A 13388-nucleotide genomic window follows, 5' to 3' on the forward strand; every position below is an offset into this window, starting at 1 on the left:
CCGCCGTGCGTGCTGATCATGCGGTGCCGCGATACAGAGAAGGCCGCCCGTGAGGGCGGCCTTCCGATGTCACTGGTCGGGGTGACAGGATTTGAACCTGCGACCTCTTCGTCCCGAACGAAGCGCGCTACCAAGCTGCGCCACACCCCGTTTTGCAACCCTCCGAGTCTACAGGGAAATCCCTCCCGCACCCAATCGGCGGGTCAGTCGCGCGCCGTCAGCGTGAGCAGCGTCGCCTCGGGGCGGCAGGCGAACCGCACGGGCGCGTAGATCGAGTGGCCGCACCCGGCGCTGACGTTGACCGGCACAGAGCGGCCGCCGTGCGCCCAGGTGCTGAGTCCCTTCGCCTGCTTGAGCGGGATGTCGCAGTTCGCGACCAGGGCACCGTAGCCGGGGAGACAGACCTGCCCCCCGTGCGTGTGGCCGCCGAGGATCGCGTCGGCGCTCAGGTCGACGAACGAGTTCAGCACTCGCTGATAGGGAGCATGCGTGACGCCCAGCACCGGTGTTCCGGGTTCGCGCGGCCCGAGGGAGTCGATGGCCGCGGGCAGCGCGTCGAGGTCGTCCCAGTCCCGGTGGGCGTCGTTCACGCCGAAGAAGTCCACCGCCCTGCCGTTCACGTCGATCCGGGCCGCGGCGTTGTTCAGCCCGACCCAGCCGAGCTCGTCGGTGAAGTACCGATCCATCGCGGCGGTGTCGAGGCGCGGCGACGGAGTGTTGTTCTTCTTCGAGGGGCCGGTGAAATACAGGAGCGGGTTGCGCGGCGACGGCGCGTTGACGTCGTTCGACCCGTGCACGAAGACACCGGGGATGCCCGCGAGAGGATCGAAGGCTCGGCGGATCCCGGCCAGGCCGTCGCGGTGGCCGAGGTTGTCGCCGGTGTTGACGATCAGGTCCGGATTCAGCTGGGCGAGCGAGGCGAGCCAGTCCTGCTTCCGGTGCTGCCAGGGCGCCATGTGCGCATCCGAGAGGTGCAGGACGCGGATCGGCGCGGAGCCCTTCGGCAGAGCGGACGCCGAGACCTCCCGCACGGTGAAGAGGTAGCGCTCGATCCCGAAGCCCCAGACGGCTGCCGCGGCGCCGACGGCCCCCACCGCGCCGAGCGCGACGAGGGCCGGGTGCACCGCTGTGCGCGACGTCACTGGCAGGAGACCGTGATCGGCGTGGACTTGTTCGCCGCTGTGTTCGCCGCCGGGTTCGTGGACGCCACGGCGGCGCCGTTCGGGTTGCAGGAATTGTCGAAAGAGATCGACGTGAAGCCTGCGGCGAACAGCGCACTGCCCGCGGCGGTCTTCGACTGACCCGTGACGTCGGGGACGCTCGCTCCCTGCCCGTTGCTCGGCGAGATGGTCACGGTCGCGCCGCTGGGAGCCTGTCCGTTCGGATCCTGTGCGACGATGACGTCTCCTGCCGGGCCGTCCACGGCGGGGCCGACGACCACCTGGAAGTCGGCGTTCTGCAGGGTCGCGGTCGCGGTGGCCGTGTCCATGCCGACCACGTTCGGGACGTCCGTCAGCACCTGCTTGCTCAGGTTCGCGTCCGGCTGCGGAAAGGCGTCGCCTCCGTAGATGCCGTTCGCAGTGCGCTGCATCGTTCGCGCGAGGCTGTAGCGCATCTCGTTGAGAGGCGTCCCACCCCAGGACTGACGCAGAATGCTCGCCTGGCCCTGCGAACGGCCGACCCAGACGGCCGTCGTGACCTTGGTGCTGGACTCGATCATCATGGTTCCCCAGGACTCGTGTGTTCCGGTCTTGCCGATGAGCGGCGTGCCGTCGTTCGTGTTGGCCTTCCGGCCCGTTCCACCGTTGATGACGCCCTGAAGAGCGAAGGCTGCGGTGTTCGCCACTTCGGCGGAGATGACCTGCGAGCACTTGGACTCCGGGACAGGGAGCTCCTTGCCCTGGGCATCCACCACGCGGTCGATCGCCTTGGGGGTGCAGTGGATGCCGCCGTTGGCGACGGTCGCATAAGCACCTGCCATCGCGAGCGGTGAGATGTACTTCGGGCCGAGGATGTCGTACGGCGCCGCAGGATCATCGGTCGTCTTGCCGCCGTTGGCGAGCGTGACGCCCATGCGGTCGGCCACGGCGTTGATCTTGCAGAGGTCGAGCTTCTCGGCCATCGCGAGGTAACCGCTGTTGAGGGAGTCGGCGGTGAACTTCATGACCGTGCCGGTGTAACCACCGGCATTGTTGAAGTTCTGGATCTTCGTGTTGTTCCGGATGCGGTCGTCGCCGCACTTGAAGTTCTGGAACACCCGGTTGCTGCCGTTCAGGGTCTCGCGTACCGAGTGGCCCTCCTCGAGCCAGTCGATCAGCGTGAAGAGCTTGTAGGTCGATCCGACCGAGAAGCCGTTCGACCCTCCGTGCGCCTTGTCGGTCGCGAAGACGAGAGACGTGTACGCCTGGTCGCCCTGGACTGTCTCGCTGAACGTCGTGTTCTGGGTGATCGCGAGAACGCGCCCCGTGGTCGTCTCGAGCGAGACGCCCGCCGCCCCGAAGTACTGGTTGTCGTAGTTCCCCGGGACGGTCTCGAGCATCGCCTGTGCGCCGGCGTTCTGGATGTCGATGTTCATCGTCGAGTAGATCTTCAGGCCGCCCTGACGGAGGAGGTCACGGCGTTCGTCGGCGGTGTCACCGAACGCGGGGTCGTTGAGCACGACCGACTTCACGTACTCGCAGAAGTAGGCGCTGCGCGCGATGTCGTTCGCGGCGACGCATCCCTGGGTGGGGACGCTGATCGCGGGCGTGATCGGGGTCGCCTCCGCCTCGTCGTACTGCGCCTGTGTGATCTTGCCGTCCGTCAGCATCCGACCGAGCACGTAGTGCCGCCGCTCGAGCGTGTCGGCGTACCCGTCGGCCTCGGAGTTGTGCGCTACACCGTCGTCGTCGGTCCACGTCCCGTTCGGGCGGTCGATGCGGTACTGATTCGGGTTCTGCACCATGCCGGCGATCGTCGCAGCCTGCGCGACGGTGAGGTTCGCGGCCGTGGTGGAGAAGTAGTAGTTCGCCGCCGACTCGATGCCGTAGACGGTGCCGCCGAAGTTGGCGATGTTGAGGTACCCGAGCAGGATGTCGTTCTTGGAGTACTCCTTCTCGATCTGCAGGGCGTACCGCATCTCCTGGAGCTTGCGCTCGATGCCCTTCGAGCCGGACGCGTTGGTCGCGTCCAGCCAGCACTGCTGCAGGTCGTCGGCATAGGTGCCCGAGGCCGGATCCGCCTTCTGCTCGCACTCCTGGATGAGCACGTTCTTCACGTACTGCTGCGTGATGGTCGAGGCGCCTCGATCGCTGGTGCCGCGCAGGTTGTCGACGAGGGCCTTCGCCGTCGCCCCGACGTTGACGCCGCCGTGCGTGTAGTAGCCCTTGTCCTCACTGGAGAGGACGGCGTCGAAAACGACCGGGTTGATCTGCTCGAACGTCACGGGCACGCGGTTCTGCTCGTAGAACGACGCGAGCTCCACCGCGGAGCCGTCCGCTGCGGTCGCGTAGATCGTGGACTGCTCCATCGGAGCGGTCACGTCGAGGTTGGCGGGCAGGTCTTCGAAGATCGTGAGGGCCTGCGAACCGGCGATACCCGTCATGGCGAGGACGGGAGTGACGCTGGCCGTGACGAGGAGGCCGGCGACCGCGCTCAGGCCGACGAGTCCGAGGACCCCGCCGAGCGCACCCTTCACCGTGCGATTCTTTTGAGGCATACGCTGATCGTAGGGGACTTCCCTGAAAAACCACCTTCGACGCATCCGCGACCGGATGCCGCCAGACAGGAGAGCCATGACCACGTGGGAGTACCTCACCACGCCGCTGCTGATCCACAACACGGCCGCGATCCTCAACAACTGGGGCAAGCAGGGCTGGGAGCTCGTCCAGGTCGTGCAGGGACCCGAGGGCGGGCTCGTCGCCTACTTCAAGCGGCCGGTCTCGTCGGACGCGGCAGGCAACTCCGGTCTCGCGGCTGCCGAGCAGGCGTCGCGCCAGTTCGAGGGAGGAGCGGCATGAGCGTCTCCGCGCGCCTCGCCGAGCTCGGCATCGAGCTCCCGGCCGTCGCTGCACCCGTCGCCGCGTACGTCCCCGCGGTCGTCCGCGACGGGCTCGTCTACACCTCCGGCCAGCTGCCCTTCGCCGACGGCGCTCTGCCCGCTACCGGCAAGGTGGGCGCCGAGGTGGCGGCCGATGACGCGAACGCCTATGCCCGCACCTGCGCTCTGAACGCGCTCGCCGCCGCTGCGGATGCCGCGGGCGGCGTCGACCGGATCGCCGGCGTCCTGCGGGTCGGCGGGTTCGTGGCATCCATTCCCGACTTCACCGGTCAGCCCGGCGTCATCAACGGTGCGAGCGTCGTGCTCGGGGAGATCTTCGGGGACGCGGGACGCCATGTCCGCGCGGCCGTCGGCGTGCCGGTGCTCCCGCTCGACAGCCCGGTCGAGGTCGAGGTCACCTTCATCCTGGCCTGACGTCGCTGCACACGCAGAACGCCCCCTCCCGGTCGGGAGGGGGCGTTCTGCATCCGTCCTACTTGACCTGCGCCGAGATGATGCTCATCACCGCGGTGTCCGCGAGCGTCGTGGTGTCTCCGACCTCGCGGCCCTCCGCGACATCGCGCAGCAGACGCCGCATGATCTTCCCCGATCGGGTCTTCGGGAGCTCGCCGACGATGTAGACGTCGCGCGGACGCGCGATCGCGCCGATCTGCTCGCCGACCCACAGACGCAGCTGCTGGGCGAGCCCGGCCGGATCGTGGGCCGACAGGTAGCTCTCCTTGATGATGACGAACGCGACCACCGCCTGACCCGTGGTCTCGTCGGAGGCCCCCACCACGGCGGCTTCGGCGGTGGCCTCGTGCGCGACGAGCGAGCTCTCGATCTCCGCGGTGGACAGCCGGTGGCCGGAGACGTTCATGACGTCGTCGACGCGGCCGAGCAGCCACAGATCGCCGTCGTCGTCGAGCCGCGCACCGTCGCCCGCGAAGTAGTAGCCCTGCTTCTCGAACTTCTCCCAGTACGTCTCCTTGTAGCGCTCCGGGTCGCCCCAGATGCCGCGGAGCATGCTCGGCCACGGCTCGGTGATCACGAGCAGACCGCCGTTGCCGTTGCCCACCTCGGTGCCCGACTCGTCGACGACGTCGATGGAGATCCCGGGCAGCGGCACCTGGGCCGAGCCCGGTTTGGTCGCCGTCACGCCGGGGAGGGCGGACACCATGATCGCGCCGGTCTCGGTCTGCCACCACGTGTCGACGATCGGGGTCTTGCCGGCTCCGATCACGTCGCGGTACCAGATCCAGGCCTCGGGGTTGATCGGCTCGCCCACCGAGCCCAGCAGTCGGAGCGACGAGAGGTCGAACTTCTGCGGGACGCTGCGGCCGATCTTCATGAAGGAGCGGATCGCCGTCGGCGCGGTGTAGAAGATCGACACCTTGTACTTCTCGATGATCTCCCACCAGCGCCCGGGGTGGGGGGAGTCCGGCGTGCCCTCGTAGATGACCTGGGTGGCGCCGTTCGCGAGCGGTCCGTAGGTCACGTAGCTGTGTCCGGTGATCCAGCCGATGTCGGCCGTGCACCAGTAGACGTCCGTCTCGGGGTGCAGGTCGAACACGTACTTGTGCGAGTACGCCGCCTGGGTGAGGTATCCGCCGGAGGTGTGCAGGATGCCCTTGGGCTTCCCGGTGGTGCCGGATGTGTAGAGGATGAACAGCGGGTTCTCGGAGGGGAAGGACTGCGCGGTGTGCTCGGCGGATGCCGCTGGCACGGCGTCGTGCCACCAGATGTCTCGCCCTTCCTCCCAGTCGACCTCGTTCTCGCCGCGCTTGACGACGAGGACGTGCTCGACGGTCTGCTGCTCGCCGTCGCCGCGGTCGGACAGCGCCTGGTCGACCGCGGGCTTGAGGGCGGAGACGCGCCCCTTGCGGTAGCCGCCGTCGGCCGTGATCACGAGCTTGGCTCCCGCGTCGTCGATGCGCGCGCGGAGGCTGTCCGCGCTGAAACCGCCGAAGACCACGGAGTGGATGGCGCCGACGCGGGCGACAGCCAGCATCGAGGCCACCGCCTCGGGGATCATCGGCAGGTAGATCGCGACGCGGTCGCCGTGTCCGACGCCGAGTCCTTCGAGCACGTTGGCGACGCGCTTGACCTCATCGGTGAGCTCGGCGTAGGTGATGGTGCGCGAGTCGCCCGGCTCGCCCTCCCAGTGCAGAGCGACGCGGTCGCCGTTGCCTGCTTCGACGTGGCGGTCGAGGCAGTTGTACGCGACGTTGAGCTCGCCGTCGTCGAACCACTTCGCGAACGGCGGGGTCGACCAGTCGAGGACCCGGGTGAACGGCGTGCTCCAGCTCAACAACTCACGGGACTGCTCGGCCCAGAACGTCTCGCGGTCGGCCGCAGCGCGCTCGTACAGCTCCGGCGATGACACCGACTGGGCGGCGAACTCCTCGGACGGCGGGAACTTGCGGGTCTCGTCGAGAAGGTGATCGATCTGACTGCTCATCGGCAGGCGCTCCTTTGCGGCGTGCGGGTCGTGCGGGCGCGACCGAGCCGATGCTCGGCCGCGTGAGGGCGAATCTAGTCTCGGCTGATGCCGTCGCATACTGCCGAAAGTCGGTATCCGACCCGGTTTTGTGAGGACGGTCGCCGTGCGTACACTCGACGACAGCCGAATTCTTCATTCCGGCCTTGGCGCGCCCGATTCCCCCGACAGGGCCGCCGTGGGCGGCATCTCATTCCCCCCGTGAGGTGCCGCCTTTCTCGTGTGATCGCGTGCCGCACCGTCTCTGCACCGCAGGGGGGCCGGACGGGTTGTGCACAGCCGCCGCGGATGCGAGCGGACGCCGCGTCCACGGAGCGGTCGCGCTGTCTAGCGTCGAGCCATGAGTCAGGGATTCGTCATCGAGCCGCGCGACACGCGCGTCGACACGGGCGTCGGCGTCGGCGCGACGCGGATGCCGTTGGATCCGGCATTCGGGCCGCTCGCGGAGTTCTGCGCCGACGAGGACATCACCGACATCTTCGTGAACGGTCCGTCAGGATTGTTCGTCGACCGGGGGAGGGGGACGGAAGCCGTTCCCCGATGGCGCGCCTCGGAGCGGGAGGTCCGCGACCTCGCCGTCGCCCTGGTCGGTCTCGGCGGGCGTCACCTCGACGACCAGGCGCCGTGCGTCGACGTGCGGCTGGCGTCCGGGATCCGCGTCCACGCAGTGCTCGCTCCCGTCTCGGCCTCCGGGACCGCGCTCTCCGTGCGCGTCCCGCGCGTCCGGGTCGCCGACCTCGATGCCCTCGCCGCTCTCGGATCGTTCGACGGCAGGCGGCGGCGGTGGCTGCTCGGCCTCGTCAGGGATCGCGCGAACATCCTCATCTCCGGCGGCACGGGCACGGGCAAGACGACACTGCTGTCGGCGCTGCTGACCGCCGTGCCGGACGCCGAGCGGATCATCACGATCGAAGACGTGGCGGAGCTCGCTCCTCGTCATCCGCACCACGTCGCGCTCGAGGCGCGGCAGCCGAACCTCGAGGGCGCGGGCGGCATCAGTCTCGCCCGCCTCGTGCGGGAATCGCTTCGGATGCGGCCCGATCGCCTCATCGTCGGCGAATGCCGCGGCGAAGAGGTGCGCGAGCTGCTGAGCGCCTTGAACACCGGCCACGACGGTGGCGCGGGAACGCTCCACGCCTCGGGTCTCGGAGACGTGCCTGCTCGCCTGGAGGCCCTCGGTGCGCTCGCGGGCATGGATGCCACGGCTCTCGCACGACAGGCGGTCAGCGCCTTCGGGATGGTCCTGCACCTGCACAGGGACCCGGACGGAACGAGGCGCATAGACAAGGCAGGCGTGCTCACGGTGGACGGCGATCGGCTCGCTATAGAAGAGGTGCGGCCGTGGTGAGGCTCTTCCGCCGGAGTGCGCCGCCGCGGAACTCGGATCCCGCTACCACCGTGCAGACACTCGCCGTGCTGCTGCAGGCCGGTGCCGTTCCGCTGGTCGCGTGGCGGCACATCGCCGACCTCGGAGACCCGCACGCGATGTCGATCGTCGACCGGGTCGATGCCGGAGAACCGCTCGTCTCCGCGATCGATGCGCAGGGCGGGGCCTGGCGGGATCTCGCTGCGGCGTGGGAGGTCGCCACAACCGTCGGTGCTCCGCTGGCCGAGGTGCTGCGGATGATCGCCGACACTCTGCGCGACGCCGCGGCGGCGGCCGACGACGTGCGGATTGCGCTGGCGGAACCCGCGGGGACCGCGCGACTGCTGCTGTGGATGCCCTTCGCGGGCCTCGTCCTCGGTTTCGCGCTCGGTTTCGACACCCTCGGCATCGTCGCGACCAATACCGTCGGGGCAGGATGCGTGGTGGCCGGGCTCGCGCTCGTGCTGGCCGCCCGTGCATGGACTGCTCACCTGTTGAGGCAGGCGCGTCCGCGGCCGGGCACCCCGGGCATGCAGGCGGAACTGGTCGCTGTGGCGCTCTCCGGAGGAGCGTCCGTCGACCGCGCGCTCCGCCTCGTCGGCGACACAGGCGCGTCGCGCCTCGACGACGGACAACGTCTCGGGGCCGTCCTCGACCTGTCCCGATCCGCCGGTGTGCCGGCCGTCGAGCTCCTCCGTGCGTCGGCGGCGCAGGACCGGCACTCCTCTCGCGTCGACGGCCGGCTGCGCGCGGCGCGGCTCTCGACCAGACTCCTCATCCCTCTCGGCGTCTGCACGCTGCCCGCCTTCCTGCTGCTCGGCGTCGCCCCGCTGCTCCTCAGCGTGCTCGCCTCGACGCCCCTGCCGTTCTGATCCCACCCACGAGAAGCCACAGAGAAAGAAAACCCCGGAGAAAGAGGAACACCATGACCACGATCCCGACCACGATCCCGAGCCTGGCCACGATCCGTACCGAGAGCACGATCCCGCCCCTGACCCGCCGCCGCGCGGCATTGCTCTTCGGAGACGACAGCGGGTCGGCGACAGCCGAGTACGCGATCACCACGATGGCAGCGGTCGCCTTCGCCGGCCTCCTCGTCGTCATCATGCGGTCCGGCGAGGTGCGCGGCATCCTCACCGACATCGTGCGCCGCGCGCTCACGGTCTCATGATGCGTCAGCCGGGCGACGACCGCGGGTCGGTCGCCGCAGAACTCGCCCTCGCGCTGCCCGCCGTGGTGCTGACACTCCTGTTGGGGGCCGGAGCGCTCGGCGCGGCGTCGCGGCAGGTCTCACTGCAGGATGCCGCGGCCGACGCCGCGCGGCTGCTCGGACGGGGTGAGGGCGAGGGGGCGGCAGCGGCGGCAGTCGCGCGTGCGGTGCCCGGCGCCGGTATGGCGAGCCGCGCAGCCGGCGACGTGGTCTGCGTCACCGCGCACAGCGAGGTCGCGATCGCGACCGTCCGCCTCCCGCTCCGCGCGTCGAGCTGCGCCCTCGCAGGGGGCCTGTGATGGACGCAGCGGCTCCTCCCGGCGGGAGGCGATGATGGCCGGGACAGCCCTCGGAGCCGGGCTGCTGGTCGTCGCAGCCACCCTGTCGCTCGGACTGGCCGCCGTCGGCGGCGCCGCGGTCACCGCGCAGCGCGCCGCCGGAGCCGCTGACGCCGCGGCGCTCGCCGCAGCCGACGCCGCGAGCGGAGCCGTGGTCGCGACGGAAGACCCGTGCGGTCTCGCCGCGCGCGTCGCACGGGCATCCGGCGCGCAGGTCACGGGCTGCGCCCTGGCCGGACTCGTGGCGACCGTGCAGGTCCAGGCGGCGTACGCTGGACTCGCCGCCGTCTCCCGTGCCCGCGCCGGGCCACCCGAGGAGAGATGACGACGGCGCGAAGCGCGGTCCCGCGAGAACGCAGGTCGCCGCTGTGACGAACCCATCACGGCGGTGTGTATGGTGTGCTTCGGAGAAAGGATGCACCCTTGGCTCAAGGCAAGAAGCTGGTCATCGTCGAGTCCCCGACGAAGATGAGGTCTATTCAGGGGTACCTCGGTGACGGCTACGAGGTGCTCAGCTCGGTCGGTCACATCCGCGACCTCGCCGACAAGAAGGACATCCCCGCGGCCGACAAGCAGGCGTACGGGAAGTACTCGATCGACGTCGACAACGACTTCGACCCGTACTACGTCGTCTCCGACCGCAAGACCAAGACCGTCGCCGAACTCAAGCGCGCGCTCAAGTCCGCCGACGAGCTCCTGCTCGCCACTGATGAGGACCGCGAGGGCGAGGCGATCGCCTGGCATCTGCTCGAGACCCTCAAGCCGAAGGTCCCGGTCAAGCGCATGGTGTTCCATGAGATCACCAAGGACGCGATCCAGGCCGCCGTCGGCAACACCCGCGAACTCGACACCGACCTCGTGGACGCCCAGGAGACCCGCCGCATCCTCGACCGCCTCTACGGCTGGGACGTCTCCCCGGTGCTCTGGTACAAGGTCAAGACCGGTCTCTCCGCCGGACGCGTGCAGTCCGCAGCGACCCGCATGATCGTCGAGCGGGAACGCGAGCGCATGGCTTTCGTCTCCGCCGACTACTGGGACGTGGAGGCGCTCGCCTCGTCGAGCTCGGGGTTCCGGGTGCGGCTCGTCCGCGTCGACGGCGGTCAGCTCGCTCGAGGCACCGACTTCGACGACGCCGGAAAGCTCAAGAAGGCCGTCGTCGTCCTCGACGAGAAGAAGGCGGCAGCTCTCGCGCTCGCGGTCGACGCCGCCGGCGTGGGCACCGTCTCCAAGGTCGAGGCCAAGCCCGGCACCCGCAGCCCCTACGCGCCGTTCACCACCTCCACGATGCAGCAGGAGGCGGGACGGAAGCTCTCGATGAGCGCGAAGCAGGCGATGAGCGTCGCCCAGCGTCTGTACGAGAAGGGCTACATCACCTATATGCGCACCGACTCCACGGCGCTGAGCACCCAGGCGGTGCAGGCGGCGCGGAGCCAGGCGGTCGCGCTCTACGGCGACAGTGCCGTGCCGCTCAAGCCGCGCGTCTACAAGTCGAAGAGCAAGAACGCCCAGGAGGCTCACGAGGCCATCCGCCCCTCCGGCGAGACCTTCCGCACGCCGTCATCCGTGTCGTCGGAGCTCGACCGCGAGGAGTTCCGCCTCTACGACCTCATCTGGAAGCGCACGGTCGCGAGCCAGATGGCCGACGCGAAGTACGAGACCACGACCGTCACGATCGCTGTCGACACGTCGTCGGCGTCGGGCGTCGACGCACAGGGCATCGAGTTCACGGCATCCGGCACCGTCTACACCTTCAAGGGCTTCCTCGAGGCGTACGAGGAAGGACGCGACGAGAAGCGCAACTCGCAGGACACCTCCGACGAGCAGTCGCTGCCCGTCGTCGCGGTCGGCGACGAGCTCCGGATGACGGATGCCGAGGCCAAGGGCCACCGCACGACTCCGAAGCCCCGCTTCACTGAGGCGTCGCTCGTGAAGGCGCTCGAGGAGCACGGCATCGGCCGGCCCTCGACGTTCGCGAGCATCATCGGCACCGTGATCGACCGAGGCTACGCCACGAAGCGCGGCCAGGCCCTCGTTCCGACGTGGCTCGCGTTCAGCGTCGTGCGGCTGCTCGAGGAGCACTTCGCCGACCTCATCGACTACGACTTCACCGCGGCCCTCGAAGACGACCTCGACGCGATCGCGCGCGGTGAGCAGAAGCGTGTGGAGTGGCTGCGCTCCTTCTACTACGGCTCCGACCAGCAGGTCGGTCTGCGCCAGGTCGTCGACAACCTCGGTGAGATCGACGCCCGGGCGCTCAACTCCACGCGGATCACCGACACGGCCACCCTCCGGTTCGGCAAGTACGGGCCCTACCTCGAGGTGGTCGACCCCGCGGCTCCCGACGAGAAGCCGCGCATCGTCAACGTCCCCGAGGACCTCGCGCCGGACGAGCTCACCGCCGAGAAGGCGCAGGAGCTCATCGACGCACCCGTCGCGGGCGATCGCGTTCTCGGCGTGAACCCCGAGAACGGCAAGGTCATCGTCGTCAAGGACGGGCGATTCGGCCCCTACGTGCAGGAGAACGACCCGGTCTCCGACGACGCCGCTGTGGACGAGTCCACCGGTGAGGTCGTCGAGAAACCGAAGCCCAAGCGCGGAGCCAAGAAGGACGCCGCCCCCAAGCCGCGCACCGGATCGCTCTTCCGCTCCATGTCGGTCGACACGATCGACCTCGACACCGCTCTGCAGCTGCTGAGCCTTCCGCGCGTCGTCGGCACCGACCCGGAATCCGGCGACGAGATCACCGCGCAGAACGGTCGTTATGGGCCCTACCTGAAGAAGGGCACCGACTCGCGCTCGCTGGAGAGCGAGTCGCAGATCTTCGAGGTCACGCTCGATCAGGCGCTGGAGATCTACAAGCAGCCCAAGTACGGAGCCGGAGCCCGCCGCGCATCGAGCGCGCTCGCCGAGTTCGAGGCCGACCCCGTGAGCGGCAAGCCCATCCGCATCCGCGACGGACGCTTCGGCGCCTACGTCACCGACGGCGAGACCAACGTCACGATCCCGCGGGGGCAGAAGCCGGAGGACATCACCTTCGAGATCGCGGTGCAGATGCTCGCCGACAAGCGTGCCAAGGGGCCCGCCCCCAAGCGGGGCGCACGAGGAGCCGCAGCGAAGAAGGCGCCGGCCAAGAAGCCCGCCGCGAAGAAGCCCGCTGCGAAGAAGGCGGCGACCAAGAAGCCGCAGACCGATGCCGAGAAGGCGGCCGCACGCTCGGCGGCGGCCAAGAAGGCCGCGGCGACCCGTGCGGCGAACGCCGCGAAGAAGCGCGCCGAGTGAGCGGACCGACCGAAGCGCGAGCCGGCTCATGACCTCGGACCGCGGTGTGTGGATCACGCTCGAAGGAGGCGACGGCTCGGGGAAGACGACGCAGGCCGATCTTCTCGCGGAGTGGTTGACGGGCACGGGGCGGACGGTCGTGCGCACCCGGGAACCGGGAGGCTCGGAGGTCGGCCAGCTCATCCGCGACATCGTGCTGCACCACCGCGGGGACATCGCTCCGCGTGCCGAGGCGCTTCTCTACGCCGCCGACCGCGCGCATCACGTCTCGACGGTCGTGCGTCCGGCCCTGGCGCGCGGCGAGGTCGTGCTGCAGGACCGGTATCTCGACTCCTCGGTCGCCTATCAGGGAGCGGGGCGTGTGCTCGACGCCGCCGAGATCCGGAACCTCTCCCTGTGGGCCGCCGAGGGAGCGCTCCCCGATCTGACGATCCTCCTCGACCTCGATCAGGACGAAGCCCGGAAGAGGTTGGACTCCGCCGACAAGCCGTTCGATCGTCTCGAAGCCGAGAAGAGCGAGTTCCACAGCCGTGTCCGCGAGGCGTTCCTCGCGCTGGCCGCCGACGAACCGGACCGGTTCCTGGTGCTGGACGCTGCCGCATCCCCCGAACGGATCGCCGACAGCATCCGCACGAGGGTCCGGAGCCTGCTGGACTGACGAGAGGGACACCGACGCC

Annotated in this window: 12 protein-coding genes and 1 tRNA gene; 9 read left to right on the forward strand and 4 right to left on the reverse strand. The window is 69.3% G+C overall.

The features are described 5' to 3' along the window. Positions 1 to 73: 73 nt before the first annotated feature. The 3 genes from RAC69_RS06790 to RAC69_RS06800 form a co-directional block, all read right to left on the reverse strand. A tRNA-Pro gene (locus RAC69_RS06790) sits at positions 74 to 150 on the reverse strand. Positions 151 to 203: 53 nt separating this feature from the next. Then, entirely contained in the window at positions 204 to 1142 is a 939-nt protein-coding gene (locus RAC69_RS06795; RefSeq protein ID WP_375086052.1) for a metallophosphoesterase, read from the reverse strand. Next, a complete protein-coding gene (locus RAC69_RS06800) occupies positions 1139 to 3697 on the reverse strand; it encodes a transglycosylase domain-containing protein (RefSeq protein ID WP_375086054.1) in 2559 nt (852 codons plus the stop codon). The genes RAC69_RS06795 and RAC69_RS06800 overlap by 4 nt, the downstream gene beginning before the upstream one ends. A 76-nt stretch (positions 3698 to 3773) precedes the next feature. On the opposite strand from RAC69_RS06800, the gene RAC69_RS06805 reads away from it, so the two are divergent. Together RAC69_RS06805 and RAC69_RS06810 are read left to right on the forward strand one after the other, a co-directional pair. Continuing rightward, positions 3774 to 3998, forward strand: a complete 225-nt coding sequence (locus RAC69_RS06805) for a hypothetical protein (RefSeq protein ID WP_375086055.1) — start codon at positions 3774 to 3776, stop codon at positions 3996 to 3998. Beyond that, on the forward strand, positions 3995 to 4453 hold the full coding sequence (locus RAC69_RS06810; protein ID WP_375086057.1) for a RidA family protein: 459 nt from the start codon (positions 3995 to 3997) through the stop codon (positions 4451 to 4453). Before RAC69_RS06805 ends, RAC69_RS06810 begins: the two co-directional genes overlap by 4 nt. A gap of 58 nt (positions 4454 to 4511) precedes the next feature. Here RAC69_RS06810 and acs read toward each other — a convergent pair whose 3' ends face one another. Further along, positions 4512 to 6479 (reverse strand): acetate--CoA ligase, encoded by a 1968-nt coding sequence (gene acs / locus RAC69_RS06815; protein ID WP_375086058.1) that lies wholly within the window; start codon positions 6477 to 6479, stop codon positions 4512 to 4514. Between the two features lie 379 nt (positions 6480 to 6858). Here acs and RAC69_RS06820 point away from each other — a divergent pair, with 379 nt between their 5' ends. The 7 genes from RAC69_RS06820 to tmk all read left to right on the forward strand — a co-directional run bounded on the left by RAC69_RS06820 (position 6859) and on the right by tmk (position 13369). Further along, a complete protein-coding gene (locus RAC69_RS06820) occupies positions 6859 to 7866 on the forward strand; it encodes a TadA family conjugal transfer-associated ATPase (protein WP_375086060.1) in 1008 nt (335 codons plus the stop codon). A gap of 50 nt (positions 7867 to 7916) precedes the next feature. Further along, the gene (locus RAC69_RS06825; protein ID WP_375086061.1) at positions 7917 to 8756 is read left to right on the forward strand and encodes a type II secretion system F family protein; all 840 of its coding nucleotides are present in this window, start codon (positions 7917 to 7919) and stop codon (positions 8754 to 8756) included. Between the two features lie 53 nt (positions 8757 to 8809). Continuing rightward, a complete protein-coding gene (locus RAC69_RS06830) occupies positions 8810 to 9055 on the forward strand; it encodes a DUF4244 domain-containing protein (RefSeq protein ID WP_375086063.1) in 246 nt (81 codons plus the stop codon). Beyond that, a complete protein-coding gene (locus RAC69_RS06835; RefSeq protein ID WP_375086065.1) occupies positions 9055 to 9393 on the forward strand; it encodes a TadE family type IV pilus minor pilin in 339 nt (112 codons plus the stop codon). Before RAC69_RS06830 ends, RAC69_RS06835 begins: the two co-directional genes overlap by 1 nt. A gap of 34 nt (positions 9394 to 9427) precedes the next feature. Further along, positions 9428 to 9757 (forward strand): helicase, encoded by a 330-nt coding sequence (locus RAC69_RS06840; RefSeq protein ID WP_375086066.1) that lies wholly within the window; start codon positions 9428 to 9430, stop codon positions 9755 to 9757. 98 nt (positions 9758 to 9855) lie between these two features. Beyond that, a complete protein-coding gene (topA, locus tag RAC69_RS06845; protein ID WP_375086068.1) occupies positions 9856 to 12711 on the forward strand; it encodes a type I DNA topoisomerase in 2856 nt (951 codons plus the stop codon). 28 nt (positions 12712 to 12739) lie between these two features. After that, a complete protein-coding gene (gene tmk / locus RAC69_RS06850; RefSeq protein WP_375086070.1) occupies positions 12740 to 13369 on the forward strand; it encodes a dTMP kinase in 630 nt (209 codons plus the stop codon). Positions 13370 to 13388 lie beyond the last annotated feature (19 nt).

Source organism: Microbacterium sp. LS_15 (assembly GCF_041954735.1).
Taxonomy (GTDB): Bacteria; Actinomycetota; Actinomycetes; order Actinomycetales; family Microbacteriaceae; genus Microbacterium.

Excerpts from the sequence above, each read along its gene's own strand:
- RAC69_RS06800 (WP_375086054.1), bottom strand. The coding sequence starts at position 3,697 with ATGCCTCAAAAGAATCGCACGGTGAAGGGTGCGCTCGGCGGGGTCCTC.
- RAC69_RS06805 (WP_375086055.1), top strand. The coding sequence starts at position 3,774 with ATGACCACGTGGGAGTACCTCACCACGCCGCTGCTGATCCACAACACG.
- RAC69_RS06810 (WP_375086057.1), top strand. The coding sequence starts at position 3,995 with ATGAGCGTCTCCGCGCGCCTCGCCGAGCTCGGCATCGAGCTCCCGGCC.
- acs (WP_375086058.1), bottom strand. The coding sequence starts at position 6,479 with ATGAGCAGTCAGATCGATCACCTTCTCGACGAGACCCGCAAGTTCCCG.
- RAC69_RS06820 (WP_375086060.1), top strand. The coding sequence starts at position 6,859 with ATGAGTCAGGGATTCGTCATCGAGCCGCGCGACACGCGCGTCGACACG.
- RAC69_RS06830 (WP_375086063.1), top strand. The coding sequence starts at position 8,810 with ATGACCACGATCCCGACCACGATCCCGAGCCTGGCCACGATCCGTACC.
- RAC69_RS06835 (WP_375086065.1), top strand. The coding sequence starts at position 9,055 with ATGCGTCAGCCGGGCGACGACCGCGGGTCGGTCGCCGCAGAACTCGCC.
- RAC69_RS06840 (WP_375086066.1), top strand. The coding sequence starts at position 9,428 with ATGGCCGGGACAGCCCTCGGAGCCGGGCTGCTGGTCGTCGCAGCCACC.
- tmk (WP_375086070.1), top strand. The coding sequence starts at position 12,740 with ATGACCTCGGACCGCGGTGTGTGGATCACGCTCGAAGGAGGCGACGGC.